Source organism: Variovorax sp. KBW07, from assembly GCF_003852515.1.
In the GTDB taxonomy this organism is placed as follows: Bacteria; Pseudomonadota; Gammaproteobacteria; order Burkholderiales; family Burkholderiaceae_C; genus Variovorax.
Genome location: NZ_QAJK01000017.1, coordinates 1 through 26,708 on the forward strand (window position 1 = coordinate 1; position 26,708 = coordinate 26,708).

The window sequence follows — 26,708 nt, forward strand, 5'->3', positions numbered from 1 at the left end:
GCTGAAGGCTGTTTCGTAGGTACCGTTGCTGTTTGGGTTTGTTCAGGGCGACGCCCACGCCGACGGTGTGCTCTGCTCCGCGAATGTCCCCCGCTTCGCTCCTCCTTTATTTCGCTGCGCAGAGCACACCGCCAGCGCGAGCGAGTTCGGAGCACTGGTCGAACAGCTGATAACCAGCAGCGTGCCCAACGTGCGAATGGCATCGGGTGCTCCCCGCAGCGAAATAAAGGAGGAGCGAAGCGGGGGACATTCGCGGAGGGGAGTACCCGGTGTCAGTCGCACGCGCCAAGAATGACTCCGATCCCGAACCCAAGCAGCTTCATACGCCGCGAGACAAGCATCAGCGAGGGGAACAACTGAAATGAACGCAGTGGCAAACCCCAAGATCGTCATGCAGGCCAAGGGCCTCGTGAAGCGCTACGGCCAGGTCACCGCACTGGACGGCGTCGACTTCGAACTGCGCGAAGGAGAAATTCTCGCGGTCATCGGCGACAACGGCGCGGGCAAGTCGTCGCTCATCAAGGCGCTGTCAGGTGCCGTCGTGCCCGACCAGGGCGAGATATTGCTCGATGGCGTGCCGGTGAATTTTCGCAATCCGCTCGATGCGCGCCGCGCCGGCATCGAGACGGTCTACCAAGACCTCGCCGTGGCACCCGCCATGACCATCTACGAAAACCTCTTCCTCGGCCGCGAACTGCGCCGCCCCGGCTTCCTGGGCAACGTGCTGCGCATGCTCGACAAGAAGAAGATGCTGCAGGAAAGCATGGCCCGCATGTCCGACCTGAAAGTCGGCATCCAGTCCATGACCCAGGCCGTCGAAACGCTCTCGGGCGGCCAGCGCCAGTGCGTGGCCGTGGCGCGCAGCGCGGCCTTTGCACGGCACGTGGTCATCATGGACGAGCCCACCGCCGCGCTCGGCGTGAAGGAAGGCAACATGGTGCTGGAGCTGATTCGCCGCGTGCGCGATCGCGGCCTGCCCGTGGTGCTCATCAGCCACAACATGCCGCATGTGTTCGAGGTGGCCGACCGCATTCACGTGGCGCGCCTCGGCAAACGCGCGGCCGTGCTCAACCCGAAGAAGATCAGCATGAGCGACACGGTGGCCGTGATGACCGGCGCCATGACCGCCGACCAGTTGCCCGCGGAGGCGCATGCCTGATGCTGAAGCCACTGCGCGTCCACCCGACCTGCTGCGCCCGCGCGGCTCCAACCAGGTCGGCATGCGCCAGTTCAACGAGCGCGTGGTGCTGCAGGCGCTGCGCGTTCACACGAGCCTGCCCAAGGCCGACCTCGCACGGCTCACCGGGCTGAGCGCGCAGACCATCGGTCTGATTACCGCGCGGCTCGAAGAAGACCAGCTCATCGTCAAGCAGAGCCGCGTGCGCGGCCGCATCGGCCAGCCGTCGGTGCCGCTGGCGCTGAACCCCGACGGGGCTTTTTCGATCGGCATCAAGGTGGGGCGGCGCGGCGCGGAATGGCTGCTGATCGACTTCACCGCGCAGGTGCGCGAGCGCCTCGCCATCAGCTACGACTTTCCGGATGCGGACGCGCTGCTGCCCGAAATAGCGCAGCACATTCACCGGCTGCGCGACGGGCTCGGTGCGCTTGCCGCGCGCAATGTGGGCGTGGGGCTCGCCGCGCCGTTTCAGCTGGGCGGCTGGCACCGCACGCTGGGCCTGTCGAAAGCGCAGTCGGACCTGTGGAACCAGATGGACCTGCTGGCCGAGGTGAAGGCGCGCACCGAGGTGCCGGTGAGCTTCGCGCGCGACACGGTCGCCGCCTGCGTGGCCGAACTGGTCGGCGGGCGGGGACACGACCTCAAGAGCTTCCTGTACATTTTTGTCGATACCTTCGTGGGCGGCGGGCTGGTCATCAACTCGCACCTGCACACGGGCACGCATGGCAATGCGGGGGCGCTGGCTTCGTTGCCGATGCAATCGGCGCGCGCCGGCGGTGCGCTACCGCCACAGGTGATGGCCGACGCCTCGCTGTGGGAGCTGGAGCAGCGCCTGCAAGGTGAAGGGCTGGACCCCACCGCGGCCTACGACGATCGCGCGCTGCAGCCGCCTTTTGCCGCCGCAACGCAAGCCTGGCTGGGCTCCGCGTCGCTGGCATTGGCGCACGCCATCGTCAGCAGCACGGCGGTGCTCGACCTTGCCGACGTGGTGATGGACGGGTCGATGTCGCGCGAGCTGCTGCAAGCCTTGCTCGACCAGACGCGCGCCGCGTTGGCGCAGTGCAACTGGGAAGGCCTGTGGCCACCGCAATTGCATGGCGGCAGGGTGGGCGCGCAGGCCTGCGCACTGGGAGGCGCGATGCTGCCGCTGCACGCCAATTTCGCACCCGACCACGATGTGTTTCTGAAGGCGGCCTGAGAAAGCGCAAGCCGCTCAGAGGTTTGCCGATGCTTGCCGGTCGCGCGGCAGCCGCAGGGTGCTTGCGCTCGAGCCTTCGGGGCAAGGCCCGTCGGAATAGACGGCATCGCCTTCAGGCATGACGCACTTCTGCACTTCGACGAAGGCGGGCACGGCCCTGGCGGGCGGCGCGGCGGTCACGATCACTTGCGCGGGCCGGGCTGTCGGCATCCGCGGTTCCACGGACGGGCGTGCCATCGCATCCTGCAGCAAGCGGTTCTCGGACGGTCGGGTCGGCTCCACATGCGCCGGCATGACCGCGGTTGCCAAGGCCGGCCCGCGCGCCGCGCTCTCTTGCACCAGGTCTTTCAAGGTCACGTAGAAGAGGGCGACCGCCACCAGCGCCACGGCCAAGCAGGGTGCCCAGTACCGTGTGGTGCCGGCTCCACGCGGGGCGGGCTGCGAATCTTGCGGGCTCATGGCTGAAGTTCCTTGTGGTGTTCAGCCATTCTTGATGGGGGTTGCCGCCCACCGCTGTAGGCCTGCGCCATGCCGCGTGAAGGAATCCGTCCCGAGCTTGAGCGGGACGGCTCCCATGGGTAACCCCTCAGCTGTCGATGCGTATGTTGTTCGACTTCGCGATCTTTCCCCACTTGGCGTATTCGTCCCGCGAGACCTTCGCGAACTCGTCGATCGTGCTGCCCACTGGCTGCAGGCCCAGGTCGATCAGCCGGCGCTGCACGTCGGGTTGTTTCAGCACCTTCACGATTTCGGTGTTGAACCGCGCGACGATGTCCTTGGGCGTCGCGGCCGGCACGTAGAAGCCCTGCCAGCCGTCTCCGTCGTAGCCCGGCAGCAGCTCGGCCACGGCGGGCACGTCGGGCAGCGCGGCGCTGCGCTTGCGGCTGGTGATGGCCAGTGCACGCAGCTTGCCGCTTTTTACCAGCGGTATCGCCGTGGTGGCCGGCTCGAAGGCCAACGGCATCTGGCCGGCCATCACGTCGGCCAGCGGGCTGCCCTTGTAGGGCACGTGGACCATCTGGATGCCAGCCATGTTGTTCATCATCTCCATCACCACGTGCGGGCCCGAGCCGATGCCCAGCGATCCGTAGTCGACCGACCCCGGCTTGGCCTTGGCGCGGGCAATCAGGTCTTTCAGGGTGGCGTCGGGCTGGTTCGGGCCGGTGACCAGCACGTAGGGCACCAGTGCCACCTGGGTCACCGGCGCGAAGTCGCGGAAGGTGTCGTAGGGCAGCCGGGTGTACACGTTGGGGTTGATGCCCATGATCGAGTTGACCGTCATGAACAGCGTGTAGCCGTCGCCCGGGCTCTTGGCTGCGATCTCCGCGCCGATGATGCCGGCCGCACCCGCGCGGTTGTCGATGACCACCGGCTGCCCCAGGGCCCGCGACAGGGGCTCGCTGACGATGCGCGTCACCACGTCGGGCGACACGCCGGCCGCGAAGGGCACGATGATCTTGATGGGCCGGTCGGGCCACTTGCCCTGTGCCATCAGTGGCGGGGCGGCCAGCGCCGCGGAAGCCGCGCCCAGGTGCGCGAGCACCGCGCGGCGGGAAAAACGTTTGTCTTGCATGGGTGTGTCTCCGTTCGTTCCTTGTTCTGAAAAATCTCAGGCGAGCCAGTCGCGCATCGCGGCGATGAGCGGGGCCGGCGCAACGATGTGCGGGTAGTGGCCGCCGGCCGCAAGGCCCAGGTGCCGTGCGCCGGGGTAGAGGGCCCGCACACGCGCGCGCACCGCCGGCGTGATGGTCGGATCGTCCGCGCAGTCGCACACCACCGTGCCGGCGATGGCCGGCACGGCAGCCGGTGCCTGCGCGTGGGCCACCTGGCGCAGGCGCTGGCGGAACGCGCCCGCCGGCAGGCCGTGGTGCAGCATGTGCAGCTGCACGTTGCGCAGCAGGTCGTCGGGCCGCGCTGCCAGCGCGGCATGCCAGCGGGCGATGACCTCGCCGTCGGTGGCCGTGTCCAGCCAGGCCGCGTCGAACAGCGGCGAGGCCTTCACGTCGGACCCGTCGACGAAGGTGTTGCCCAGCCACAGGGCCGACACCTGTTGCGCAAAGCGGGCGGCAAAGTGCTGCGCCCACCATGCGCCGTACGACGATCCCCAAAGCGCGACCGGTCCGGTGCCGAGGTGCCGCAGCAGTGCAGCCAGCCCTTCGGCCAGCTGCGCGGGGCTCCGGCCGCCGGGGTAGGTGACGCTGACCACGCGGCGCTCGGCGTCGAAGGCCTGCGCCACCTGCCAGGCGGTGTCGCCATTGCCCAGCGCGCCCGGCAGCAGGATCAGCGGTCCTCGGGCGGAGCGGCGGGCGTTGTCGCGGTAGCCCCAGGGTGTGTCGTCGGCCTCGGTGAAGCGGCCCAGCGGCGCGCTGCCCACATAGCCGCTCAGGCCGGGCGGCGAAGGGTGGACCAGGCTCATGCGAGGTAGCCTTCTTCGCGCAGCGTCGACTTGGCCTTCTCGGTGAAGTCGGCCTCCGGTGCATTGCCTCCGATGACGAACATCAGGAAGTGCGTCTTGTCCGGCTCGCCGTGGGTGATGTTCTCGAAGCGCCGGTTCACGCCGGGCGGAAAGGAGCAGATGTCCCACGGGCCGACGTCGAAGTACTCGTCCTTGCCGTCGAGTTCCCACGAGCAGCGCCAGGTGCCTGTCAGCGGCATGAAGGTCTCGTTGGTGTCGTGGTTGTGCATCATCGGGCCGTTGCCCGGCTTGGCCTCGCAGAAGCCTAGGTTGAAGCCTTCGCTGATGCGGATGGCGGCGTTTTCGGCGGCTTGCGCGCCCACGGGCGACACCACCTCGGTGCCGCCCTTTCCGGCCGGCGGCTGGAAGCCCACCGCGTTGTAGAGCTTGCGCACCGCGCTCGGGTATCGGCTGTCGGGCAGGCCTCCGTCGAAGCCCTTGAGGTCCTTGAAGTAGGCAACGCGCTTGCGCATCTCTTCGCGCGTCACACGGATCTGGGGAATGGCCATCGTGAATATCTCTGTGGAAGTGAAGGAGGCCTTCGAGTATTCGCCGACAGGGCCGCCGGTGCCATCGCAAGATCCGATGCGCGCCATCGGCTTCGTGATGATGCATGCGGGTTTTCCCGTCGCAAGGCGCCGCTCGATCCGCGCGCCGTCGCGGCAAGATGCGCGCATGAAACTCCAGGATCTCGATCTGAACCTGCTGCGTGCCTTCGATGCGCTGCTGCGTGAAAGGCACGTGACCCGCGCCGCGGAACGGCTGGGAATGAGCCAGTCGTCGATGAGCGTGTCGCTTGCCAAGTTGCGTGACCTGTTCGGCGACGAACTGCTCATGCGGTCGGGCAGCGGGTGGATGCCGACGGAGCTTGCATTGGTGCTCTGGCCGCGTGTGCAGGATGCCATCGGCGCGCTCGAACGCGTGCTCGATTCACCGAGCTTCGACCCCGCCACGGCGACGACGACCTTTCGCCTGATCGTCATCGACTACATCGACCTGCTCATGATGCCGGCCGTGATGCGCCGCATCCGGCAGGAGGCGCCGGGCGTGAAGCTGCACGTGCTGCAGACCAACCCGCATCACTTCGGCGAGATGATGGCGGCCGGTGAGCTCGACCTGGCGTTGACCTATTTCCCCGGCGCGCCGGACTACCTGAAGGGGCGCAAGCTTTTTTCCGATCGCTTCCTGGGCCTGTGCGCCAGCAGCCATCCGGTGCTTTCGCAGACGCTCGACGTGGCAAGTTTCTGCGCGCTGCCGCACGTGACCATCGAGCTCGATGCCGCGCAGATCTACAACGTGCAGATCGATGCGGCGCTCGAACCCCATGGCCTGCGCCGGCGGGTGCAGATGATCAAGCCCAGCTTCCTGGCGCTGCCTTTCGTGCTGGAAACCTCGGACATGGTGGCCAGCGTGCCCGCTCGCCTGGCGCGCCGCATGACGCGCATGGCGACGGTGTCGTTGTTCGACATCCCGCTCGAGCTGCCGTTGTTTGACGTGCGCATGCTCTGGCACCCGCGCACTGACCATTCGCCCGCGCACGAATGGCTGCGCGACCTGATGCTGTCGTGCGCACGCGAGGCCTGAGCCCCGGCTGTCGACGGTGCAGGGCTACTTGCTCTTGTCCCGTGCGGCCGCGAGGCTGCGGGCCTCCGTGAGCAGCGGCTTCACTTTTTCGAAGGTCTTGCTGCTCGGGTTGATCACGCTGACCCAGTGCATCTTTCCGTACATGGGGTGCGGCATCAGTGTGTCGAGCGCGGCGTAGTCGACGTTCGCGATGCTTGCCTCGTCGGGCTCGCCGAACAGCGCGCGAAAGGTTTCCTTGCCCACGCCCACGTTGAGGCGAAAAACGCCGAGCCGGTTCAGCTTCGAGGCGCTGTCGAAATCGTCGTCCTTCGTCACGATGGTGGCGAACGGAAACTTGTTGTCCGCGCCATGAAAGAAGAAGGTGTTGTCGTCGGCAACGACGAACTGGCCGCCGCCGAGTGAATCGATGATGTGTCGGGTGATGTCGTCTTCGGTCATGTGCATGTGCATGTGAGGTGTGGCGAGGCGTGGCGTGGCGAGGTGTCTCGTCAGGGCTTCCAGCGGCGCAGGCCGAGTTCGTCCGCGAGCGCCTGGTAGGTCTTGATGCGCGCCTGCACGTACTCGTCGAGCGCGGCACCGGTGAGCGCGAAAGGATAAAGGCTGTGCCGTTCGCGCAGCGCCGCATAGCCGGGCGCGGCCGCGGCTTCGGTGAATGCTGCGGTCCATGCGCGCACGGAAGCTTCGGGCACGTTCGCGCTCAGGTACAGGCCGCGCACCGTGGGCCAGACGATGTCCACGCCTTGCTCGCGCGCGGTCGGCACGCCGGTGAGCGCACCGCCCAGCCGTGTTTCCGACAGCACCGCCAGCAGGCGCACCGCCGCGCCGCCTGCCATGGCCTGCAGCGCTTCGGCCGCATCGCCTGGGAACACGTCGACGTGCTTGCCCTGCAGCGCGCCCAGCGCATCGCCGCCGCCTTCGAAGGAAACGAAGCGCATCGCCTTGTGGTCGCGGCCCGCGGCGCGCACCAGCAGCGCGGCCTTCACCCAGTCCTGGCTGCCGACGGTGCCGCCCGCGCCGAAGGCCACGCGCGACGGCTCCTGCCGCAGCGCGGTGAGCAGGTCTTGCAGGCGCTTGTAAGGCGAGTCGCGGTGCACGGCGATCACGCCGTAGTCGGTGCCCAGCGTGGCGATCCATCGAACGGCCGAAGGCGGATGCGGGCCGAAGCGGCCTTGAGCGAGGTTGAGCAGCGAGCCGCTGGAGAACGCGACCAGCGTGCCCGCGCCGCCCAGCTGGCCGGTGGCGATGCGGTCGAAGGCCACGGCGCCGATGCCGCCCGGCAGGAAGCGCTGGCCCAGCGGCGGGCGCGTGGGGCGCACGGCCTGCAATGCGTCGCGCGCGAGGGCGCAGGTGAGATCGAAGCCACCGCCGGCCTTCGCGGGGATCACGCAGTCGGCCGCGGCAAGCGACGGATCGCCGGACTGTGCCCAAGCCATGCCGGGCAGGAGCAGCGCGGACAGCGCACGCAGCGCACGCAGCGCATGGCGGCGGGTGGGAGAGGGGATCATCTGCATGGGAATGTGCGCCGCTGGCCAGCTAGCTGGCCACCGGCCGGGGCCACCAGATGATCGCATGCAGGCCCGGGCCCGCCTCGCGTGCTTCGAGCCGCAATTCGCCCTGGTGCCGCTGCGCGATGGACCGCGCAATGGCCAGCCCCAGCCCGAAGCCGCCCTTGCCCGCGCGCGCACCGCGCCGGAAGCGCTGGCCGAGCGCGGCACGTTCTTCTTCGCTCAGGCCGGGCCCGTCGTCCTCGACGTTGAGGCTCCAGCCCGCCGCATCGCCCGCGGCAAAGAGCGTGATGGTTCCCGCGGTGGGCGTGTAGGTGATGGCGTTCGTCACCAGGTTGCTCAAGGCTTCGCGCATGAGCCCCCGGTCGGCGACCGCCGCGAATTCCGGCGTGGGCGAATGGATGCCCAGGTCGATGCGCTTGGCGCGCGCCAGCGGCAGCAGGTCGACCGCCACTTCGCGCAGCAGCGCCGCAAGATCGAACGCGGCGGGCTCCACCGACACCGTGTCGCTGCGGCCGAGCGCCAGCAGTTGCTGCGCGCTGCGCGTCGCGCGGCCGATCTCGGTGCCGAGCGCATCGAGCGCGACCTGCACCTGCGCCGGGTCTTGTTCGCGCCGCGCGTAGTCGGCCTGCATCTGCAGCGTGGTCAGGTGGGTGCGCAGCTGGTGCGAGGCGTCGTCCAGGAACTGCCGCTGCTGCGTTACCAGCTCCTGCGTGCGCGACATCTGCTGGTTGACCGCCGCCACCAGCGGGCGCACCTCGGCCGGCAGGTCGGCATCGGCGATGCGCGTCAGGTCGTCGGGCGTGCGCGCCTGCACTTCGCGCGCCAGCCGCGACAACGGCCGCAGCGCCGCCGCCAGTGCCAGGGCCGTGCCGCACAGCAGCATCGCCAGCACCAGCCCGTCGCGCAGCGCCGCGCTGCGCACGAAGCGCGCGCTGAAGGCCTGCCGCGAGCGCGTGCTTTCTCCGACCTGGATCAGCACGCTGCGCCCGGTGCTGCCGGCCGGCGCGCGGTCGAGGTCGCGCCGGTAGGCCGCCAGCCGTACGGCTTCGCCGAAGTACGTGGCGTCGTAGAAGGCAGGCACGCCCATCGCCAGTTCGCCGGGCGGCGCGGGCAGGTCGGCGCTGCCCAGTTCGACCAGCCCATCGGACGTGGCCACCCGAAAGAAAACCTGGCCGCTGGCCGTGAGCTCGAAGAACTCGAACATCGTGTACGGCAGCTCGACCGAGAGTCCGCCCGAGGCGGTCGAGATGTTGGCGTCGATGGACTTCAGCGCGCCCAGCAGCGAACGGTCGTAGGCCGCGTTGGCGGCGGCCAGCGCGTCGTGCCGCGTCATCCACAGCTCGAGGCCCGTCACCACCAGCAGCGCGGGGAACAGCAGCAGCGCGAGCCGCTGCCACAGGCTCGCGCGGCGCAACCGTTCACGAAGGCGCGACAGCAAGGCGCTCACTCAGTCGGCTTCCAGCACGTAGCCGAGCCCGCGCAGCGTGACGATGCGCACGCCGCTGCCGTCGAGCCGCTTGCGCAGCCGGTAGACGAAGACTTCGACCGCTTCAGGGTGCACTTCTTCGTCGTCGGAAAACACCCGGTCGAGAATCTGCTGCTTCGACAGCGGTTCGCCGCTGCGCTGCACCAGTGCGCGCAGCACCGACAGTTCGCGCGGCGACAGCGCCAGCGCTTCGCCGTTCAGCGTGAAGTGGCGGCGTGCACCGTCGTACACCAGCGGCCCGCAGGCCAGGCGCGGATGCTCGACGCCGCGCGCGCGGCGCACCAGCGCATGCAGCCGCGCTTCGAGCTCGGCCAGCGCGAAGGGCTTGGCCAGGAAGTCGTCGGCACCGGCATTGAGGGACTCGACGCGCTCGTTCAGCGAATCGCGCGCCGTGAGAATCAGCGCCGGCAACCGCTGGTCGCGTTCGCGCAGGCGTTGCAGCACCGTGTGGCCGTCCATGCCGGGCAGGCCCAGGTCGAGCACCAGCGCATCGTGGTCGCGCTGTTGCAGCGCGCGGTCGGCCAGGCGGCCGTCGTCCACCCATTCGACCTGGATGCCCGCATGCTCCAGCGCCTTGCAGAGCCAGGTGCCCAGGGTGTGTTCGTCTTCGGCCAGCAGGATGCGCATGGCGCCGATGCTAGGGCCTGCGGGGCTCAGTCCGGCTTGATGTTTGCCCGCGCAATCACCTTTTGCCAGCGCGCCTGCTCGGCCGCGATGAACTGCGCGAACTGCTCGGGCGTGCCGCCGACGGCTTCGGCTGCATCGGCCGTGAGCCGCTGCATCGAGTCGGGCGACTTCACCGCCTTCATCGTCTCGGCCGAGAGCTTGGCCAGGTTGGCCGGCGCGATGTTGGCGGGCGCCAGCATGCCGTACCACTGCGTCATCTCGAAGCCGGGAAAGCCTTGCTCCGCCACCGTCGGCACGTCGGGCAACTGCGCCAACCGCTTGGCCGAGCCCGTCGCGATGCAGCGCACCTTGCCCGCCTTGATGAACGGAATGATCGCCGCCGCGCCGATGGCCGAGGCGTCGAGCCGGCCCGACAGCAGGTCGGTCACCATCGGCCCGGTGCCGCGGTAGGGCACGTGCAGCATGAACACATCGGCCGTCATCTTCAGGTACTCGAAGGCCAGGTGGCCGGCACTGCCGTTGCCGGCCGAGCCGTAGCTCAGCTTGCCCGGCTTCGACTTGGCATAGGCGATGAATTCCTTGAGGTTCTTCGCTGGCACGTCGGGGTGCACCACGTACAGGCTCGGCACCTTGGCCAGCAGGCTCACAGGCTTGAAGTCTTTGTTGGCGTCGTAGGGCAGCTTGGCAAAGATGTACGGGTTGACCGCCAGCGTGCCGATGTGCCCCAGGATGATCGTGTGCTGGTCGGTGCTGCGCGCCACTTCGCTCATCGCGATGTTGCCGGCCGCGCCGGGCTTGTTGTCGACGAACACGCTCTGGCCGAGGGTGCGCGAAAGCTCGGCGGCGGTGGAGCGCGCGACGATCTCGGAGCTGCCGCCGGGGGCGAAAGGCACGACGAATCGGATGGACTTGGTGGGCCAGGCGTCTTGCGCCGAGGCGAGGGAGGGCAGGAGGCCGCCGAGGGTGAGGGCGCCGCCGGCCTGGAGCCAGTGGCGGCGGTTGTGGGCGTCGTTCAGGAAGTTTTCGGACATGGTGCTCGTCTCCGTCGCTTTTGTAAGAAGGCCCGCATCCTGCCCGACGGATGCTGTCGGAAAGCTGTCAGTCAGATCAGGTTGCGCATCGCCTGCGCCGTCTCCCGCAGCACCGGCAGCACCCGCGCCACTGCGTCTTCCGAACTCTCGTGCCCCATCGGCATGGTGATGTTCAGTGCGCCGACCAGGGTGCCGTGGCGGTCGCGCAGCGGCACGGCGATGCCGCGCGAGTTCAGGTCGAGCTGCTGTTCGGACAGCGCCCAGCCTTGGGCGCGGATGCGCGCCAGCTCGAGCTTCATGCGCTCCATGCTGGCGATGGTGTGCGAGGTGAATACAGTGAGCTGCCGGGTCGCCAGCCATTCGTTCAGTTCCGCGTCGCTGCGCAAGGCCAGCATCAGCATGCCTGACGCGGTGACCTGCGCCGGCACGCGCGCGCCCAGCACGTAGCCGGTGCTCATGCTGCGGTTGGGGCCGTTGCGGGCGATGTAGACGACCTCGTCGCCGTCCATCACGCTGAGGTAGGCGATCTCGTTGGTGCCGGCGGCCACGCGCTGCAGAAAAGGCTGCACCACGCGCGGCAGGCGGGCCGATTCCAGGTACGAGCGGCCCAGCCGCAGCACGCGCGGCGTGAGCCAGAAGAGCTTGCCGTCGCTGGCCACGTAGCCCATGTGCTGCAGCGTCAGCAGGTAGCGCCGTGCGGCCGTGCGCGTCATGTTCGTGCGCTGGCCGGCCTGGCTGGCGGTCAGGCGGGGGTTGGCATCGTCGAAGGCCTCGATGATGCTCACGCCGCGCTCCAGGCCGGCAATCCAGTCGCGCTTGTCCAGGCCGGCGGGCGGTGTCGAGTCGTCCTTGCTCATGGGCGGAAGTGTGCCTCTGGCGGCAGGTTTCTCGGCGTCATTCGGTGGCGGTGAAAACCCTTGGTTTGATCGATTGTCGATTTTTACAGATCGATGATCGAACGTTTCAAAGGTTTCAGGGCTGCAGGAGAAAGAAGATCGGACTATAAAGCTCGGCATCCGGCCTCCCAAAGAGCGATTGACGAACGGAAGCAAGCACATGAGCCATTCCATCAGCGGCAGCACCCAGGCATACCTGATTCCGGGCGATCCGGTCCGCAATGTGCGGCTGCCGCGCATGTTCAACGCCACCTTCGAGCGCTTCGGCATCGACGCGGTGTTGCTGCCGATGCAGGTGCCGGTGCGCGACTTCGCGGTGTTCTTCAAGTCGGCTTTCCTGGCGCGCAACGTGCGCGGCATGGTGATCGCGCCGCCGCACAAGCCGCTGGTGGTCGACCTGCTCGATGGCTGCGGGCTGTTCGGCCGGGTGGCGGGCTCGGTGAACGTGGTGCGCCGCACCGAGGGCGACCAGCTCGAAGGCGACCTGTTCGACGGCGAAGGCCTGATCGGCGCGCTCGACCACTGCAACGTTCCGTTTCGGGGCAAGCGCGTGCTGATCCTTGGCGCGGGCGTGAGCGCCGCGGCCATCGGCGTGGCGCTGGCCGAGGGCGGCACGGTGAACGGCGCGGAGCACATTGCCTTCTACGACAGCGCGGCCGGCAAGGCGGCCGGCGTGGCGGCCAAGCTCGATGCGTTTTTCGACGCCACGGTGGTCGCGGTCGACAGCAACGCGCCCGAGGGCTACGACCTGGTGATCAACGCCACGCCGCTCGGGCTGGTCGAGGGCGACGCGTTGCCGGTCGACGTGGCGCGCATGGACGGCCATGCGGCGCTGTTCGACATTCTTCTGCGCAACCAGCCCACGCCGCTGGTGCGGGCGGCGCGTGCGCGCGGACTCAATGCGCAGGCCGGCTTTGAAATGCTGGTCCAGCAGATGCCGCACTACCTGCGCTATTTCGGCCACATCGATGCGGCGCAGGCGCTGCAGGCCGATGCCGATTTCCTGCGCGAAATCATCTATCCACCGGCGATGCACGCCGAGATTGCGCAGCCCCTGCGCTACCGCTCGCCCAGCGTTGCCTGAACCTTTTCTTCATCGAGACGACCGACATGATTTCCGGCAAGACCACGCTCATCGCCCACCTCGGCTACCCGACCGAGGCCTTCAAGGCGCCGATGATCTACAACCCCTGGTTCGACAAACGGGGCATCGACGCGGTGGTGGTGCCGATGGGCGTCAAGCCCGAAGACTATGCCGCCTCGCTGCCGCAGATCTTCAGGTTCAGCAACCTGCGCGGCGCGCTGGTCACCATGCCGCACAAGGTCACGACGATGGCGCTGGTGGACGAGGTCACGCCCACCGCGCGCGTCGCGGGCGCATGCAACGCGATTCTCAAGCGGCCCGACGGCACGCTGCTGGGCGACCAGTTCGATGGCGCCGGTTTCGTGCGCGGCGTGGAGCGCAAGGGCCGGCTGTTCAAGGGCACGCGCGTGCTGGTGTCGGGCACGGGCGGCGTCGGCTCTGCCATCGCGGCGTCGATTGCCGCGGCGGGCGCCGCCGAGTTGATGCTGTTCGACATGAGCGATGCATCGGCGAATGCGCTCGCTGCGCGCCTGTGCGAAAACTATCCGCGGATGACGGTGACCACGGGCTCGAAAGACCCGGCCGGCTACGACGTGGTCGTCAACGCCACGCCGCTCGGCATGAAAGAGGGCGACCCGCTGCCCTTCGACGTGGACCGCATCGACCCGGGCACCTTCGTCGGCGAGGTCGTGATGAAGACCGAATTCACGCCGCTGCTGCAAGCCGCGAAGGCCAAGGGCTGCCAGGTGCAGGTCGGCACCGACATGCTTTTCGAGATGATTCCCGCGTACCTGGAGTTCTTCGGTTTTGGCACAGCGTCCCCGGAGGAATTGCGTGCCGTGGCCCAATTGAAGTATTGAAAGTTCAGGTCATCGCATGAGTATTTTTGAAGGTTTTCTTTCCACGTCCGAGACGCTCGGCGCGTTCAGCGACCGCGCGTTCGTCGATGCGATGCTCCGCTTCGAAGCCGCGCTCGCGCGTGCGCAATCCGCCGAGGGCCTGATTCCCGAGAGCGCCGCGCATTCGATCGTCGGCAGCTGCAAGGTCGAGCTGTTCGACGTGGCCAAGATCGTTCGCGAAAGCGGCCGCGCCGGCAGCGTCGCGATTCCGCTGGTCAAGGCATTGCGCGAGGCGGTGGGCCTTTTCAATGCCGACGCCGTGCCTTTCGTGCATTTCGGCAGCACCAGCCAGGACGTGATCGACAGCGCGATGGCGCTGGTCACGCGCGAGGCGGTGGCGCTCATCGAGACCGACCTTGCCAAGGCCGCCGATGCCTTGCTGCGCCTGGCCACCACGCACGCTGAAACGCCGATGCTCGCGCGCACGCTGATGCAGCCGGCGTCGGTGACCAGCTTCGGCTTCAAGTGCGCGGGCTGGGCCGCGCCGCTGGTGCGCAGCCGCATCCGCCTGCGCGATGCCGCGCGGCATGCACTGCAATTGCAGCTGGGCGGCGCTGTCGGCACGCTGGCGCAAATGAAGGGGCAGGGCGCCGCGGTGCGCCAGCGCATGGCCAAGGAACTGGGCCTGGGCGACCCCGGCGCCACCTGGCACACGCAGCGCGACGAATGGGTCGCGCTGGGCTGCGAGCTGGGCCTCGTCACCGGCAGCCTCGGCAAGATCGCGGTCGATATCGCGCTGCTCGGCCAGTACGAAGTGGCGGAAGTCGCCGAGCCCAGCGAACCCGGCCGCGGCGGCTCGTCGGCCATGCCGCACAAGCGCAATCCGGTGGCCTCGATGGTCGCCATTGCCGCCGCGCACCGCGCGCCGCAGCGTGTGGCCGCACTGCTGGGCGCCATGCCGCAACAACACGAACGCGCGCTCGGCGCGTGGCAGGCCGAGCTGGCCGAATGGCCGCAGCTGCTGATGTCGGCGCACGGCAGCGTGCGCGCCATGGCCGGCGCATTGCCCGGCCTGCAGGTCGATGCCACGCGCATGCGCGCCAACATCGACCGCCTGCGCGCCGAGTTGCCGCGCGACGCGGCCGACGAATGGTTCGACCCCGCGCTGGCCGTCAACGCCGGCCACATCGCGCTTGCAGAAGTGAAGGCGCTGCAAGCCACGCTCTCCAACAAGGAACTCTCTCAATGACCGCCCCCCAAACCCCGAGCGCCGGCTCCAACGACTATGAAGACGGCCTGGTCAACCGCCGCCGCGTGCTCGGCGACGCCTGGGTCGACAAGTCGCTGGCCAACCGCAACGAATTCAACGCCGAGTTCCAGGAACTGATCACGCGCCACGCGTGGAACGACATCTGGGGCAGAGCTGCATTGGGCGACAAGACGCGCCGCTACATGGTGCTGTCGATGATGCTGGGCATCCACGCGTACGAAGAATTCGCAATGCACGTGCGCGCCGCGCTCGACGGCCCGCCGGAGTCGCGCCTCACGCCCGAGGACATCAAGGAAGTGATCATGATGGCCGCCATCTACTGCGGCGTGCCGGTGGCCAACCATGCGTTCGGCATTGCCACCAACATCCTGCGCGAGAAGGGCCTGCTGCCCCCAACGCCTGCTTCGTCCGCTGCGCCTGCGGCGCGGTGAACGCGCCGCCAGCCCCGAAGAGGGGCCGCTTCGACGTCAGCTTCACCCTTTTGCTGCCGCTGCTGCTGGCGGCGCAACCGGTGGCCACCGACAGCTACCTGCCCGCGCTCCCCGCCATCGCGAAGGAACTGGGTTCGGCCAGCACCAGCCTCACGCTGTTCGTGCTGGCCTTCGGCTTTGCGCAGTTGTTGTGCGGGCCGCTGGCCGACCGCTTCGGCAGGCGGCCGGTGCTGCTGGCCGGGCTGGCCTGCTACGTGATCGCGGCCTTCGGCGGTGCCTTCGCGGGCAGCGTGGCGGTGCTCGCGGGCTGGCGCACGCTGCAGGGCTTTTCGATGGCGGCGATTCTGGTGTGTTCGCGCGCGGCGGTGCGCGACCTGTATCCGGCGCACGAAGGCCCGCACGTCATGGCGCGCGGGCTCACGGGCCTGGGCATGGTCGGTCTTGTGGCGCCGTTGCTCGGCGCCTGGCTGGTGCAGGGCGCGGGGTGGCGTTGGGTGATGGTCGCGATGGCGGTCTATTCGCTGTTGCTGTTCGCGCTGTGCTGGCGCTCGTTCGGCGAAACGCGCAAGCCACTGGCCGGCGGCGAATCGTCGGCGCCGCGCGGCAGCACGCGCGCCGTGTTCGCGAGCCGCAGCTTCCGCGCCTGGGCCTCCGTGGCGGCCGCCACCTATGGCGGGCTGTTCTGCTTCCTGCTGCTGTCGCCCATGGTCTACATCGGCTACCTCGGCTGGTCGCCCGCCATGTACGGCTGGATTCCGGCCGGCGGCTCGCTGGTCTACATCTTCAGCACCACCATGTGCCGCAGCCTGCTGCGCCGCTACGGGCCGGTGCGCACCGTGCGGCTCGGCGCCTCGTTGAGCCTGACCGGCGCCATCATCCAGGCGCTGGGTTGCTGGCTGATGCCGTCGAGCGCCGTGCCGCTGCTGTTCGGCCACGCCGTGTACTGCCTGGGCCATGGCATTCACCAGCCCTGCGGCCAGGCCGGCGCGGTGGGCGACCTGCCGCACCTGGCGGGCCGTGCCGTGTCGTGGTCGGGCTTCGGCATGATGATGGTCGCCTTCTGCGTGGGGCAGCTTGCCGCGCGATTCGTCGATGCCGATTTTTCCAACGGCGCCTGGCCGATGGTCGTGCCGATGCTGCTGGCCGGCGCCGTGCTGATGGCCATCGCGTTCCTGTGGCTGCCGCGTCTTCATCAACACCCGATAAAGGAAACCACACCATGATCCGTTTGAATGTCGTTCGCGAGGGCAATGGCCCGATCGTCGTGCTCAGCCATGCGCTCGGTTGCGACCTGCGCATGTGGGACGGCGTGGCCGCGCAACTGGCGCGCGCGCACACCGTGCTGCGCTACGACCACCGCAACCACGGCGCCTCCGAAGTGGTGCCCGGTGCGCTGCGCATCGAGACACTGGCACAAGACGCCGCCGAGTTGATCCAGCGCGAAGCCGATGGCGAGCCCGTGCACTTCGTCGGCCTGTCGATGGGCGGCATGACCGCGCAGGCGCTGGCGGTGCGGCACCCCGAGCTGCTCAAGACCGTGGTGATCGCCAATTCGGCCGCCTACTACCCCGACCAGTCGCCGTGGCGCGCGCGCGCCGAAACGGTCAACGCCAAGGGCGTGGCCGCCATCGCACCGGGTGCCGTGGCGCGCTGGCTCACGCCGGCCTATGCGGGCACGCCCGAAGGCGCGGTGGCCGCGAAAACGCTGCACGACGTGCTGGTGCGCACCGAGGCGCAGGCGTACATCGAGAGCTGCAACGCCGTGGCCGCCATCGACTTTCGGGACAGCAACCGCCGCATCGCCGTGCCGACGCTGGTGGTCGGCGGGCTGCAGGACGAGGCCACGCCCATGGCGATGTCCGAGGCCATGGCCGCGGCCATTCCCAATGCCCGCCTGGCGACCATCGATGCGGCGCACCTGAGCGCGGTCGAGCGGCCGGTCGAGTTCACACAGCTGCTGATCGATTTCTGGCGCAGTCTCTGAGGCGGCCCGGCGGGCTTCTGAACCTAGGTGTATCCCGTATTTCGTTCGAATAATGAACGTCGGCGTTCGATAATCGATCAGTTGCACGCCGAATAGATTGTGGCGGCGCCCGGGTGTTCCTAAAGTCCACCCCATGCACCGCTCCATTGCCACCGTGTCGCTCAGCGGCACCCTTCGCCAGAAACTCGAAGCCGTCGCGGCCGCGGGCTTCGACGGCATCGAGCTGTTCGAGGCCGACTTCATCAACTTCAAGGGCACGGCCACCGAACTGCGCCGCATCGTCGCCGACCTGGGCCTGTCGATCGACCTCTACCAGCCGTTCCGCGACTTCGAAGGCATGCCCGAGCCGCAGTTCCGCCGCAGCCTGGAGCGCGCCGAGCGCAAGTTCGACCTGATGGAAGCGATGGGCGCGCCGATGGTGCTGTGCTGCTCCAACACCTCGCCGCTGTCGGTGAACGACCCCGCACTGGCCGCCGCGCAACTGCATGAACTGGCCGAGCGCGCCGCGCGCCGCAACCTGCGCGTGGGCTTCGAGGCGCTGGCCTGGGGTCGCCACACCTCGCTCTATGGCCAGGCCTGGAACATCGTGAAGCAGGCCGACCATGCACACCTCGGGTTGATCCTCGACAGCTTTCACACGCTGTCGCTGAAAGACGATCCGGCCGGCATCGTCGACATTCCGGGCGACAAGATTTTCTTTCTGCAGATGGCCGATGCGCCGTTGCTGGCCATGGACGTATTGCAGTGGGCGCGCCACCACCGTTCGTTTCCGGGGCAGGGCGATTTCGACGTGGTGGGCTTCTTCGAGAAGGTGCTGCTGGCGGGCTACACCGGGCCGCTGTCGCTGGAGATCTTCAACGACATCTTTCGCGAGACGCCCAACCGCCGCACCGCCGTCGATGCGATGCGCTCGCTGCTGTACCTCGAAAGCGAAACGCGGCAACGGCTGGCGTCGATCGACGCTTCGCCCGTGCAGCCGCGGCGCGTGGAGCTGTTCCATCCGCCGGCGGTGCCCGCACTGTCGGGCCTGTCGTTCATCGAGTTCGCGGCCGACGAGGCCTCGGCCGAAACGCTGGGCGCGCTGCTGCGGCAGTTGGGCTTTCGGCGCGTCGGCACGCACCGCTCGAAGGCCGTGACGCTGTACCGGCAGGGCGACATTCACTTCATCGTCAACGCGCAGCCCGACTCGTTTGCGCGCGGCCGCTTCGATGCGCACGGCACCTCGGTCTGCGCGCTGGGCGTGCGCTGCGCCGACCCGCTCGCGGCCGTGGGCCGCGCCACCGCCATGCGTTCGCAACGGCACGACAGCCCCGTCGGCCCGAACGAGCTGCGCGTGCCCGCAGTGGTGGCGCCGGGTGGCAACCTCATTCATTTCGTGCCGCAGGCGCTGGGCGCCAACGGCCTGTACGAAGCCGACTTCGTGCTCGAAGAGGAAGAAGAGGGCTCAGAAAACTCCAACGACGCCGGCCTGAAGCACATCGACCACGTGGCGCTGGGCCTGGCGCTCGACCAGCTCGACACCTGGGTGCTGTTCACCCGCGCGGTGCTCGGCCTCGAAGCGGGCGAGAGCCTGGAGCTGGCCGACCCCTTCGGCCTGATCCGCAGCCGCGGCGTGGCCAATGCGGACCGCAGCCTGCGCCTGGTGCTCAACGTGTCGCTGAGCCAGCGCACCCGCACCGCGCGCACGCTCAGCGTCACGGGTGGCGGCGCCGTGCACCACATCGCGCTGGACTGCGAAGACATCTTCGATTCGGTCGCCAGGCTGCGCGCCAACGGCACGCGCTTCGTGCCCATTTCGGACAACTACTACGACGACCTGGCCACGCGCATCGACATCGCGCCCGAGCTGCTGGCACGCATGCGCGCGGCGGGCGTGCTGTTCGACCGCTCGCCCGCCGGCGACTACCTGCACATCTACACCGAGAGTTTCGAGGGAGGCTTGTTCTTCGAGGTGGCACAGCGCGTGGGCAACTACGACGCCTACGGTGCCCTCAACGCACCCGCGCGCATGGCTTCGCAAGCGCAGGACTGATTTTTTTCGTCATTCATCATCGGATCATCACTGGAGACAAACCATGGCCAACACCATAGCCAAAGAGCCGCAAGGCAGGCACCAGTCGAAGAAGGCCGCGGCAAGCGGCTGGATCGGCTCGGCGCTGGAGTACTACGACTTCTTCATCTACGCCACCGCGGCGGCGCTGATTTTTCCGCAGATATTTTTCCCCAAGGGCGACCCCAAGACCGCCATCATCGCGTCGCTCGCGACCTACGGCGTGGGCTATGTCGCGCGCCCCATCGGCGCCTTCGTGCTTGGCCACTGGGGCGACACGCACGGCCGCAAGCAGGTGCTGGTGCTGTGCATGTTCCTGATGGGTTTCTCGACCGTGGCCGTCGGCCTGTTGCCCACCTATGACCAGGTCGGCCTGCTGGCCCCCGTGCTGCTGGTGCTGCTGCGCCTGGTGCAGGGCTTTGCGGTGGCCGGAGAAATCTCGGGCGCCAGCTCGATGATTCTGGAGCACGCGCCGTTCGGCCGCCGTGGCTTCTTCGCGAGCTTCACGCTGCAGGGCGTGCAGGCCGGCCAGATTTTGGCGGCGGCCGTCTTCCTGCCGCTCGCGCACTACATGCCCGAGGAAGCCTTCAACGCGTGGGGCTGGCGCATTCCGTTCCTGCTGAGCTTTCTGGTCATCGTGGCCGGCTACATCATTCGCCGCGAGGTCGATGAAACCCCCGCCTTCGCCGAAGTCGACAAGAAGGGCGAAGTGGCCAAGTCGCCCATCGTGCAGGCCTTTACCGACAGCTGGGCCGACATGCTGCGCGTGGTCTGCATGGCGCTGATGAACGTGATTCCGGTGGTGGCCACCGTGTTCGGCGCGGCCTATGCCGTGCAGGCCGCCTACGGCATCGGTTTCCAGAAAGACGTGTACCTGTGGATTCCCGTGCTCGGCAACATCCTCGCGGTGCTGGTCATTCCGTTCGTGGGCAACCTGTCGGACCGCATCGGCCGCAAGCCGCCGATCATCGTCGGTGCGCTGGCTTCGGGGCTGCTGTCGTTCGTGTACCTGTACGCCATCAGCATCAAGAACGTGCCGCTGGCCATCTGCATGTCGCTGCTGATGTGGGGCATCGTGTACCAGGGCTACAACGCGACTTTTCCGAGCTTCTACCCGGAGCTGTTCCGCACCCGCAACCGCGTGTCGGCCATGGCCATCTCGCAGAACATCGGCACCACCTTCACCGCGCTGCTGCCCGCGCTGTTCGCCGCCGTGGCGCCTCCGGGCTCCACCAACGTGTGGCTCACCGTGGGTGCCATCACCTTCTCGGTGACCATCCTGGCGGCACTCGCGGCCCTGAGCGCACGCGAAACCTACCGCATCCACATGCGCGACCTGGGCAACCCCAACGCGGTGCCGGTCGACAAGCAGGAATACGACCGCCTGCGCGAGCAGACGCTGTCCGACGCCCGCATGGCCAAGGCCGTTGCCTGAAAACCTTGCGCGCACCAAGGCTTGTGGCGCCGTGAAGAATGGCGCCATGACCTCCCACCTGAAGATCGATTTCGTCTCCGATGTGTCTTGTCCCTGGTGCGCCGTTGGCCTGAGTTCGCTCGAGGCGGCGGTGCAGCGGGTCGCACCCGACGTCACCGTGGAGCTGCACTTCCAGCCCTTCGAGCTGAACCCGCAGATGCCGCCCGAAGGCCAGGACACCTTCGAGCACCTGAACCAGAAATACGGCTCCACGCGCGAGCAGCAGGCCCAGTCGCGCGAGATGATCCGCCAGCGCGGCGCGGCCGTCGGTTTCGAGTTCAGCGCCGAGGGCCGGCCGCGCGTGTACAACACCTTCAACGCGCACCGGCTGCTGCACTGGGCCGAACTGGAAAGCCCGGCAAAGCAGGCCGCGCTGAAGAAGCTGCTGCTGAAGGCCTACTTCACCGACAGCCAGAACCCGTCGGACCCCGAAGTGCTGGTGCGCGCCGCCACCGAAGCCGGGCTCGACGCGGCCCGTGCCCGCGAAATACTGGCCAGCGACGCGTACGCCGCCGAGACCCGCGAACGCGAGCGCATGTACACCGACGCCGGTATTCACTCGGTGCCCGCCATCATCATCAATGACCAGCACCTGATCTCCGGTGGCCAGCCCGTCGAGGTGTTCGAACGGGCGCTGCGGCAGATTGCCGGCGCCGAGCCCGGCAGCACCGCCACGGCCTGATCGGTCCCGGCTGATCCTGACCGATCCTGACCAGCGGGGTCGGTGGAAAGTTTTCCTTTTCTCCCGCGGGCGCGAACCTGACCAAAAGCTTTACCTGACCCGCCGCGCGCCACCGTCAACCGCGGCGCGCGCTGGCGGGTTGAGCGGTGCATGATGAGTCGCATGCTGCACCCCGGCCGTTTTTGTTGCATGGTGTCGGCCGCTATGGCCTTGTGGCTGGCCGGTTGCGCGGTCGGTCCGTCGCGCCCCGAGGCGCCCCCGCTGACCGCACTCAACCGCGTCGCCACCGACCCCGCCACCCAGTTGCGTTGGCTCGACCGCGTGGCCTGGGGCGCCAACGCCAGCAGCCAGGCCGAGCTGGCACGCGAAGGGCTCCCCGTGTGGATGGGCCGGCAGCTGAAGCCGCAGTCCGCGCCGTTGCCGCCCGCCGCGCAGGCCCAGATCGATGCCATGGCAATTTCTCGCACGCCGCTCGACCAGCTCGTGACCGGGCTCGATGCCCAGCGCAAGGCCGCCGATGCGCTGCCCGACGAAGAACAGAAAAAAGCCGCGCGCCAGGCCTACCAGCAGGAGCTCAACAAGCTCGTGCGCGAGGCGCAGCAACGCTTCGTGCTGCGCGCGCTGTACTCGCCCAACCAGCTGCAGGAGCAGATGACCTGGTTCTGGATGAACCACTTCAACGTCAACCTGCGCAAGGACAGCATCCGCGCGATGGTCGGCGACTACGAAGAGAACGCCATTCGCCCGCATGCGCTCGGCAAGTTCCGCGATCTGCTCGGCGCCACGCTGCACCACCCGGCCATGCTGCGTTACCTGGACAACGCGCAGAACGCCGCCAACCGCATCAACGAGAACTACGCACGCGAGCTGATGGAGCTGCACACGCTCGGCGTGGGCAGCGGTTACTCGCAGGCCGACGTGCAGGAACTGGCGCGCGTGCTCACCGGCGTGGGCGTGAGCCTGCAGCCGCTCGACGCGCCGCCGCCCAACATCCGCCCGGCCGTGCGTGCGGACTACGTTCGCAAGGGCCTGTTCGAGTTCAACCCCAACCGGCACGACTACGGCCCCAAGACATTGCTGGGCCAGCCCATCAAGTCGCGTGGCCTGGCCGAGGCCGACGAAGCGCTCGACCGCCTGGCGCGCGCGCCGGCCACCGCGCGCTTCATCTCGCGCAAGCTCGCCGTGTACTTCGTCGCCGACGAGCCGCCGCCCGCGCTGGTCGACCGCATGGCCGCGGCCTTCACCCGCAGCGACGGCGACATCGCCGTCACGCTGAAGACGCTGTTCGAATCGCCCGAGTTCGCCGCGTCGCTCGGCCACAAGTTTCGCGACCCCGTGCACTACGTGATGGCCGGCGTGCGGCTCGCATACGACGACCGCGTGGCGCTGAACGTCAACCCCATGCTTAACTGGATCACCCGCATGGGCGAGACCCTGTACGGCCACGAGACGCCCGACGGCTACCCGCTCAACGAAGCCGCGTGGGCCAGCGCCGGGCAGATGAACACGCGCTTCGAGATTGCGCGCGCCATCGGCGCGAACGGCGCCGTGCTGTTCCGTGCGGACGACAAGGCACCGTTGGAGAAGCCCGCATTTCCGCAACTGGCCGAATCGCGCGCCGTGCGTGCCATGCAGGTCGGCTTGAGCGCGGATACGCGCGAGGCGCTGGCACAGGCGAAGAACCCGCAGGAGTGGAACACCTTCCTGCTGGCATCGCCCGAGCTGATGCGCCGCTGAGGTATTTGGTTTTTCTCCCTCCCCTTCGGGGGAGGGCAGGGGGGGGCAAGCGGCGCTCGATGAAGCGCTGCGATGAATCGAACGCCGCAGAGCCCCCATCCCAACCTTCCCCCAAAGGGGGAAGGAGCAAGGCAAAAGAAAGGAAGCATCGTCATGCAACGTCGCGAACTCTTGAAGCTCATCGCCGCCGCCCCGTTCGCGGGCGCCACCGGCCAACTCATGGCCGCGCCCGCGGCCGAAGGCGCCAAGCTGTTGGTCGTGTTCTTGCGCGGTGCGTACGACTGCAGCAACCTGCTCGTGCCCACCTCCAGCGATTTTTATTACGCCTCGCGCCCCAACATCGCCATCGCGCGGCCCGGCCAACCCAACGGTGCGTTGCCGCTCGACAGCAACTGGGGCCTGCACCCCGCGCTGGCGCAAAGCGTGATGCCGATGTTCCAGCAGAAGCAGGCGTCCTTCATTGCTTTTGCCGGCACCGACGACCTCACGCGCAGCCACTTCGAAACGCAGGACTCCATCGAACTCGGCCAGGCATTGGACAAGCGGCGCGACTACCGCTCGGGCTTTCTCAACCGGCTGGCCGGTGTGCTCGGCGCGGGTCCGATCACCGACGTGTCGCCCATCGCCTTCACCGACCAGTTGCCCATTTCGCTGCGCGGCGATGCCAAGGCCGCCAACATGGCGCTCGCCGGCAACGCGCGCTCGGGCATCGACGCAAGGCAGAGCCAGGTCATCGCGGCCATGTACCGCAACACCTCGCTCGCGCAGCCGGTCGCCGAAGGCTTCCAGGTGCGCGACGAAGTCATGCGCGCCGTGCAGGCCGAGATGGATGCGGCCAGCCGCAACGCCATGACCGCCAAGGGCTTCGAGCTGGTCGCGCGCCGCATGGCCTTGTTGATGCGCGACCGCTTCGACCTGGGCTTTGTCGACATCGGCGGATGGGACACCCACGTGGGGCAGGGCGCGGGCACCGGCTACCTGGCCAATCGCTTTGAAGAACTCGGCCGTGGTGTTGCAGGTTTCGCGCAGGAGATGGGCGACGACGCGTGGCGCCAGACCGTGGTCGTCGTCATCAGCGAGTTCGGCCGCACCTTCCGCGAGAACGGCAACCGGGGGACGGACCACGGGCATGGCACTGTCTACTGGGTGCTTGGCGGTGGGCTGTCGGCGCAGGCCGGGGGGCGCGTTGTCGGGGAGCAGCAGGTGCTAACGCAGGCGACGCTGTTTCAGAACCGGGACTATCCGGTGTTGAATGAATACCGGGCGGTGTTTGGGGGGCTGTTCAGGCGGATGTATGGGTTGTCGGCTGGGCAACTTGGCAAGGTGTTTGAGGGGGTGGCGCCGAGGGATTTGCAGTTGGTCTGAGAACTGCTGGCGTTGTCGACTGCGAATGTGACGCCCTTGTACTTCAACTTAAACGGGTGAGCGGTACCGTTCAAAGGGGGCTCACTTGAGTCCGTAGTACTTGAGGAGAGCTTCCTTCATCAAGTCCGTCGCCACCGAAACGCTGACTTTCCATGTTCCGTCCGCCGCCTTTTTGAGATTGTCTACGAGCCATTTTCGTGCCTTTGTCCCAAACGGCTCGGTCTTGCTTTCAGGCTCTTCGCTGGCAACCAACTGCCCCAGTTGACGCGCATCCGCTTCAGCGACTCCCCCTTGTACGAGAAACTTCACGAGCCCCTCAACATCTCGCTCACCAACCGAGACGCTAATTTGAGCACCGTCTCCCGTTGCCGAGATTGAGGTGAAATTGCCATAGATGATTTGCTGAGCGATCTGCGTTGCAACTGCTGAGTTCTGACTTGATGCGGTTGTGGCCGGTCCCAGCGAAACGAGGCTTGCTTCCGGGACCGATTTCTCGAGCTCGATAGTTAGCTCGAGGACGCGACTGCGAACCGAATGCCGAAGTTCGGCAAGCGCTGCTCGAGAAATCGCTCCAGTCACAGAGTTACAGGCGTAGTCTGGATAGACATTCCCTTGCAAGAGATGAATGAGATTTGCCGCGTTGATCTCAAGTGGCCCACCTTTGATGGACGAACTGAGAAGTTCGTCGATGGCCGCGATGCTTTGCCGTACTTCGTATCGGGCCCAAGACTCTCCGCCGAACTTCTTGATAAGGTATGGAGAGATGGGCGCGTTCTGTATGCTGGATCCAAATGGTCCAAAGAATGTAGCCGTATAGCTGACCGCAATCACCCGGTATTCTGGAAGATCGGCGCCACGTGGATAGCCTTCTGATTCATGCTTGACCCATTCTGCGAGTGGTTGACTCCCAAGGCGAGCGGCAAGCAGTCTCAGCTTGAGCAGGATGGGGCCAAGATCCGCGTTGTTCTGAAGGATGGCTGTTTGAATATCGTGTAGCAGACTCATCTAGTTCTTTCTTGTCAGGATCAACGATTAGAGATGATCTGCAGCTAGGAGTGGAGGGCTGGGAGCCGTCAGTTTCCGTGAAGGTCTGGACTCGGTCGCACTCTTTCCGCGATTGGATCGACTGCCACGACGCGGCCTCTGATGGGGTCGTAGGCTAGTAGCAAGGTTTTCCCGACTACCCGCACAGCTTGAAGCTCTTGAACAACTTCGGCGGGCAGCGCTTTGTTGTGAAACGCGTCCAAAAATGCAATGAACGCGTTCACCGTTGCGTCGTACTCGGCTTCAGTTGCAGAAGCCTTGATTAGTAACTTAAAACACAGGCCGTCGGGTGCTTCGGCAAGCAGTGAGAAGAGCAACGAATATGGACTCTTGGCCCCGGACTTTCCCGCGGTGCTGACGATAGTGAGCGCCGGTGCCCTAGGTCCAACAAGCCGCGCGTACAAAGATTTCAGCCCCTGCTTCAATAGTGCGTAGTGGTCCTTGCCGATCTCCTTTACAAAGCCATCGATGTAGGCTTTGCCGATGAACAGAATTACGGCAGTAGGCAGTAACCACTCTAGGCCGGCATACGGCCCTCCTTCGTTACGCTGCTCAAACTCAATCTCTGTTCCATCTGAAGCTAGAAGTCTGCGCAACTGCTCGAAGTCAGACTCATGCAAGGGGTGCGCATAGCTGATCGCTAGGTGGGGCCGCAAAGATGTCTCCTTTTATGAGGTCAACTTGCTATTGAGCGTTGTGAAATGGGGCTATCCCTGCAGCGTATTTTGATTGGATCGCAAGTGGCTGATCGTAGTCCGCCTGACGGACCCGGCAAATGTCCGAAGC

At 67.1% G+C, this 26,708-nt stretch carries 26 protein-coding genes; 14 read left to right on the forward strand and 12 right to left on the reverse strand.

Annotated elements, in window-relative coordinates:
- The first annotated feature begins 361 nt into the window (after positions 1-361).
- Together DBV14_RS03445 and DBV14_RS03450 are read left to right on the forward strand one after the other, a co-directional pair.
- Positions 362-1,159 (forward strand): ATP-binding cassette domain-containing protein, encoded by a 798-nt coding sequence (locus tag DBV14_RS03445; RefSeq protein ID WP_124457804.1) that lies wholly within the window; start codon positions 362-364, stop codon positions 1,157-1,159.
- Positions 1,152-2,375: an ROK family transcriptional regulator gene (locus tag DBV14_RS03450; RefSeq protein ID WP_124457805.1), complete on the forward strand. Its 1,224-nt coding sequence runs from the start codon at positions 1,152-1,154 to the stop codon at positions 2,373-2,375. Before DBV14_RS03445 ends, DBV14_RS03450 begins: the two co-directional genes overlap by 8 nt.
- 15 nt (positions 2,376-2,390) lie before the next feature.
- Here the strand turns inward: DBV14_RS03450 and DBV14_RS03455 are convergent, their stop codons facing one another.
- The 4 genes from DBV14_RS03455 to DBV14_RS03470 all read right to left on the reverse strand — a co-directional run bounded on the left by DBV14_RS03455 (position 2,391) and on the right by DBV14_RS03470 (position 5,339).
- Positions 2,391-2,834: a hypothetical protein gene (locus tag DBV14_RS03455; protein ID WP_124457806.1), complete on the reverse strand. Its 444-nt coding sequence runs from the start codon at positions 2,832-2,834 to the stop codon at positions 2,391-2,393.
- A gap of 127 nt (positions 2,835-2,961) precedes the next feature.
- The gene (locus tag DBV14_RS03460; RefSeq protein WP_124457807.1) at positions 2,962-3,948 is read right to left on the reverse strand and encodes a tripartite tricarboxylate transporter substrate binding protein; all 987 of its coding nucleotides are present in this window, start codon (positions 3,946-3,948) and stop codon (positions 2,962-2,964) included.
- A gap of 36 nt (positions 3,949-3,984) precedes the next feature.
- Positions 3,985-4,791, reverse strand: a complete 807-nt coding sequence (locus tag DBV14_RS03465; RefSeq protein WP_124457808.1) for an alpha/beta fold hydrolase — start codon at positions 4,789-4,791, stop codon at positions 3,985-3,987.
- The gene (locus tag DBV14_RS03470; protein WP_124457809.1) at positions 4,788-5,339 is read right to left on the reverse strand and encodes a cupin domain-containing protein; all 552 of its coding nucleotides are present in this window, start codon (positions 5,337-5,339) and stop codon (positions 4,788-4,790) included. Before DBV14_RS03470 ends, DBV14_RS03465 begins: the two co-directional genes overlap by 4 nt.
- On the opposite strand from DBV14_RS03470, the gene DBV14_RS03475 reads away from it, so the two are divergent.
- Positions 5,332-6,414 (forward strand): LysR family transcriptional regulator, encoded by a 1,083-nt coding sequence (locus tag DBV14_RS03475; RefSeq protein WP_124457810.1) that lies wholly within the window; start codon positions 5,332-5,334, stop codon positions 6,412-6,414. The two genes, DBV14_RS03470 and DBV14_RS03475, sit on opposite strands and share 8 nt — an antisense overlap.
- Positions 6,415-6,438: 24 nt before the next feature.
- Here DBV14_RS03475 and DBV14_RS03480 read toward each other — a convergent pair whose 3' ends face one another.
- From DBV14_RS03480 to DBV14_RS03505, 6 genes are all read right to left on the reverse strand, one after another.
- Positions 6,439-6,858, reverse strand: a complete 420-nt coding sequence (locus DBV14_RS03480) for a DUF6194 family protein (protein ID WP_260396800.1) — start codon at positions 6,856-6,858, stop codon at positions 6,439-6,441.
- Between the two features lie 44 nt (positions 6,859-6,902).
- Entirely contained in the window at positions 6,903-7,925 is a 1,023-nt protein-coding gene (locus DBV14_RS03485) for a tripartite tricarboxylate transporter substrate-binding protein (protein ID WP_260396801.1), read from the reverse strand.
- 22 nt (positions 7,926-7,947) lie between these two features.
- Positions 7,948-9,360, reverse strand: coding sequence for a sensor histidine kinase (locus DBV14_RS03490; RefSeq protein WP_124457833.1), 1,413 nt, complete (start codon positions 9,358-9,360; stop codon positions 7,948-7,950).
- A gap of 9 nt (positions 9,361-9,369) precedes the next feature.
- Positions 9,370-10,035, reverse strand: coding sequence for a response regulator (locus tag DBV14_RS03495; protein WP_124457811.1), 666 nt, complete (start codon positions 10,033-10,035; stop codon positions 9,370-9,372).
- A gap of 26 nt (positions 10,036-10,061) precedes the next feature.
- Positions 10,062-11,066 carry a tripartite tricarboxylate transporter substrate binding protein gene (locus DBV14_RS03500; protein WP_124457812.1) on the reverse strand — a complete coding sequence of 335 codons (1,005 nt, stop codon included), beginning with the start codon at positions 11,064-11,066 and terminating at the stop codon, positions 10,062-10,064.
- Positions 11,067-11,137: 71 nt separating this feature from the next.
- Positions 11,138-11,923, reverse strand: coding sequence for an IclR family transcriptional regulator C-terminal domain-containing protein (locus tag DBV14_RS03505; protein WP_124457813.1), 786 nt, complete (start codon positions 11,921-11,923; stop codon positions 11,138-11,140).
- 199 nt (positions 11,924-12,122) lie between these two features.
- On the opposite strand from DBV14_RS03505, the gene DBV14_RS03510 reads away from it, so the two are divergent.
- The 11 genes from DBV14_RS03510 to DBV14_RS03560 all read left to right on the forward strand — a co-directional run bounded on the left by DBV14_RS03510 (position 12,123) and on the right by DBV14_RS03560 (position 24,878).
- On the forward strand, positions 12,123-13,046 hold the full coding sequence (locus DBV14_RS03510; protein WP_124457814.1) for a shikimate dehydrogenase: 924 nt from the start codon (positions 12,123-12,125) through the stop codon (positions 13,044-13,046).
- 26 nt (positions 13,047-13,072) lie between these two features.
- Entirely contained in the window at positions 13,073-13,906 is an 834-nt protein-coding gene (locus tag DBV14_RS03515; protein WP_124457815.1) for a shikimate dehydrogenase, read from the forward strand.
- A gap of 16 nt (positions 13,907-13,922) precedes the next feature.
- Positions 13,923-15,134, forward strand: coding sequence for a 3-carboxy-cis,cis-muconate cycloisomerase (pcaB, locus tag DBV14_RS03520; protein WP_124457816.1), 1,212 nt, complete (start codon positions 13,923-13,925; stop codon positions 15,132-15,134).
- On the forward strand, positions 15,131-15,586 hold the full coding sequence (locus DBV14_RS03525) for a carboxymuconolactone decarboxylase family protein (RefSeq protein ID WP_124457817.1): 456 nt from the start codon (positions 15,131-15,133) through the stop codon (positions 15,584-15,586). Before pcaB ends, DBV14_RS03525 begins: the two co-directional genes overlap by 4 nt.
- Positions 15,583-16,809, forward strand: a complete 1,227-nt coding sequence (locus DBV14_RS03530; RefSeq protein ID WP_124457818.1) for a multidrug effflux MFS transporter — start codon at positions 15,583-15,585, stop codon at positions 16,807-16,809. Before DBV14_RS03525 ends, DBV14_RS03530 begins: the two co-directional genes overlap by 4 nt.
- Complete coding sequence (locus tag DBV14_RS03535) at positions 16,806-17,570, forward strand: alpha/beta fold hydrolase (RefSeq protein WP_124457819.1); 765 nt, start codon at positions 16,806-16,808, stop codon at positions 17,568-17,570. Before DBV14_RS03530 ends, DBV14_RS03535 begins: the two co-directional genes overlap by 4 nt.
- A gap of 133 nt (positions 17,571-17,703) precedes the next feature.
- Complete coding sequence (locus tag DBV14_RS03540; RefSeq protein WP_124457820.1) at positions 17,704-19,602, forward strand: bifunctional sugar phosphate isomerase/epimerase/4-hydroxyphenylpyruvate dioxygenase family protein; 1,899 nt, start codon at positions 17,704-17,706, stop codon at positions 19,600-19,602.
- Between the two features lie 43 nt (positions 19,603-19,645).
- Positions 19,646-21,055, forward strand: coding sequence for an MFS transporter (locus tag DBV14_RS03545; RefSeq protein ID WP_124457821.1), 1,410 nt, complete (start codon positions 19,646-19,648; stop codon positions 21,053-21,055).
- Positions 21,056-21,101: 46 nt separating this feature from the next.
- Positions 21,102-21,776 carry a DsbA family oxidoreductase gene (locus tag DBV14_RS03550; protein ID WP_124457822.1) on the forward strand — a complete coding sequence of 225 codons (675 nt, stop codon included), beginning with the start codon at positions 21,102-21,104 and terminating at the stop codon, positions 21,774-21,776.
- A gap of 150 nt (positions 21,777-21,926) precedes the next feature.
- Positions 21,927-23,513 (forward strand): DUF1800 domain-containing protein, encoded by a 1,587-nt coding sequence (locus DBV14_RS03555; protein ID WP_260396802.1) that lies wholly within the window; start codon positions 21,927-21,929, stop codon positions 23,511-23,513.
- Between the two features lie 153 nt (positions 23,514-23,666).
- Complete coding sequence (locus DBV14_RS03560; RefSeq protein WP_124457823.1) at positions 23,667-24,878, forward strand: DUF1501 domain-containing protein; 1,212 nt, start codon at positions 23,667-23,669, stop codon at positions 24,876-24,878.
- An 81-nt stretch (positions 24,879-24,959) separates the two neighbouring features.
- Here DBV14_RS03560 and DBV14_RS03565 read toward each other — a convergent pair whose 3' ends face one another.
- Both DBV14_RS03565 and DBV14_RS03570 read right to left on the reverse strand, forming a co-directional pair.
- Positions 24,960-25,883 carry a hypothetical protein gene (locus DBV14_RS03565; protein WP_124457824.1) on the reverse strand — a complete coding sequence of 308 codons (924 nt, stop codon included), beginning with the start codon at positions 25,881-25,883 and terminating at the stop codon, positions 24,960-24,962.
- A gap of 68 nt (positions 25,884-25,951) precedes the next feature.
- Positions 25,952-26,542 (reverse strand): hypothetical protein, encoded by a 591-nt coding sequence (locus DBV14_RS03570; RefSeq protein ID WP_124457825.1) that lies wholly within the window; start codon positions 26,540-26,542, stop codon positions 25,952-25,954.
- Positions 26,543-26,708: the final 166 nt, after the last annotated feature.

What these genes read in the sequence shown, in the direction of transcription:
- DBV14_RS03485 (WP_260396801.1), bottom strand. Translation starts at nt 7,925, where the DNA reads ATGCAGATGATCCCCTCTCCCACCCGCCGCCATGCGCTGCGTGCGCTG.
- DBV14_RS03465 (WP_124457808.1), bottom strand. Translation starts at nt 4,791, where the DNA reads ATGAGCCTGGTCCACCCTTCGCCGCCCGGCCTGAGCGGCTATGTGGGC.
- DBV14_RS03565 (WP_124457824.1), bottom strand. Translation starts at nt 25,883, where the DNA reads ATGAGTCTGCTACACGATATTCAAACAGCCATCCTTCAGAACAACGCG.
- DBV14_RS03445 (WP_124457804.1), top strand. Translation starts at nt 362, where the DNA reads ATGAACGCAGTGGCAAACCCCAAGATCGTCATGCAGGCCAAGGGCCTC.
- DBV14_RS03550 (WP_124457822.1), top strand. Translation starts at nt 21,102, where the DNA reads ATGACCTCCCACCTGAAGATCGATTTCGTCTCCGATGTGTCTTGTCCC.
- DBV14_RS03450 (WP_124457805.1), top strand. Translation starts at nt 1,152, where the DNA reads ATGCCTGATGCTGAAGCCACTGCGCGTCCACCCGACCTGCTGCGCCCG.
- DBV14_RS03535 (WP_124457819.1), top strand. Translation starts at nt 16,806, where the DNA reads ATGATCCGTTTGAATGTCGTTCGCGAGGGCAATGGCCCGATCGTCGTG.
- DBV14_RS03555 (WP_260396802.1), top strand. Translation starts at nt 21,927, where the DNA reads ATGATGAGTCGCATGCTGCACCCCGGCCGTTTTTGTTGCATGGTGTCG.
- DBV14_RS03505 (WP_124457813.1), bottom strand. Translation starts at nt 11,923, where the DNA reads ATGAGCAAGGACGACTCGACACCGCCCGCCGGCCTGGACAAGCGCGAC.
- DBV14_RS03455 (WP_124457806.1), bottom strand. Translation starts at nt 2,834, where the DNA reads ATGAGCCCGCAAGATTCGCAGCCCGCCCCGCGTGGAGCCGGCACCACA.
- DBV14_RS03560 (WP_124457823.1), top strand. Translation starts at nt 23,667, where the DNA reads ATGCAACGTCGCGAACTCTTGAAGCTCATCGCCGCCGCCCCGTTCGCG.
- DBV14_RS03495 (WP_124457811.1), bottom strand. Translation starts at nt 10,035, where the DNA reads ATGCGCATCCTGCTGGCCGAAGACGAACACACCCTGGGCACCTGGCTC.
- DBV14_RS03510 (WP_124457814.1), top strand. Translation starts at nt 12,123, where the DNA reads ATGAGCCATTCCATCAGCGGCAGCACCCAGGCATACCTGATTCCGGGC.
- DBV14_RS03470 (WP_124457809.1), bottom strand. Translation starts at nt 5,339, where the DNA reads ATGGCCATTCCCCAGATCCGTGTGACGCGCGAAGAGATGCGCAAGCGC.
- pcaB (WP_124457816.1), top strand. Translation starts at nt 13,923, where the DNA reads ATGAGTATTTTTGAAGGTTTTCTTTCCACGTCCGAGACGCTCGGCGCG.
- DBV14_RS03500 (WP_124457812.1), bottom strand. Translation starts at nt 11,066, where the DNA reads ATGTCCGAAAACTTCCTGAACGACGCCCACAACCGCCGCCACTGGCTC.
- DBV14_RS03480 (WP_260396800.1), bottom strand. Translation starts at nt 6,858, where the DNA reads ATGCACATGACCGAAGACGACATCACCCGACACATCATCGATTCACTC.
- DBV14_RS03540 (WP_124457820.1), top strand. Translation starts at nt 17,704, where the DNA reads ATGCACCGCTCCATTGCCACCGTGTCGCTCAGCGGCACCCTTCGCCAG.
- DBV14_RS03545 (WP_124457821.1), top strand. Translation starts at nt 19,646, where the DNA reads ATGGCCAACACCATAGCCAAAGAGCCGCAAGGCAGGCACCAGTCGAAG.
- DBV14_RS03475 (WP_124457810.1), top strand. Translation starts at nt 5,332, where the DNA reads ATGGCCATCGTGAATATCTCTGTGGAAGTGAAGGAGGCCTTCGAGTAT.
- DBV14_RS03460 (WP_124457807.1), bottom strand. Translation starts at nt 3,948, where the DNA reads ATGCAAGACAAACGTTTTTCCCGCCGCGCGGTGCTCGCGCACCTGGGC.
- DBV14_RS03515 (WP_124457815.1), top strand. Translation starts at nt 13,073, where the DNA reads ATGATTTCCGGCAAGACCACGCTCATCGCCCACCTCGGCTACCCGACC.
- DBV14_RS03525 (WP_124457817.1), top strand. Translation starts at nt 15,131, where the DNA reads ATGACCGCCCCCCAAACCCCGAGCGCCGGCTCCAACGACTATGAAGAC.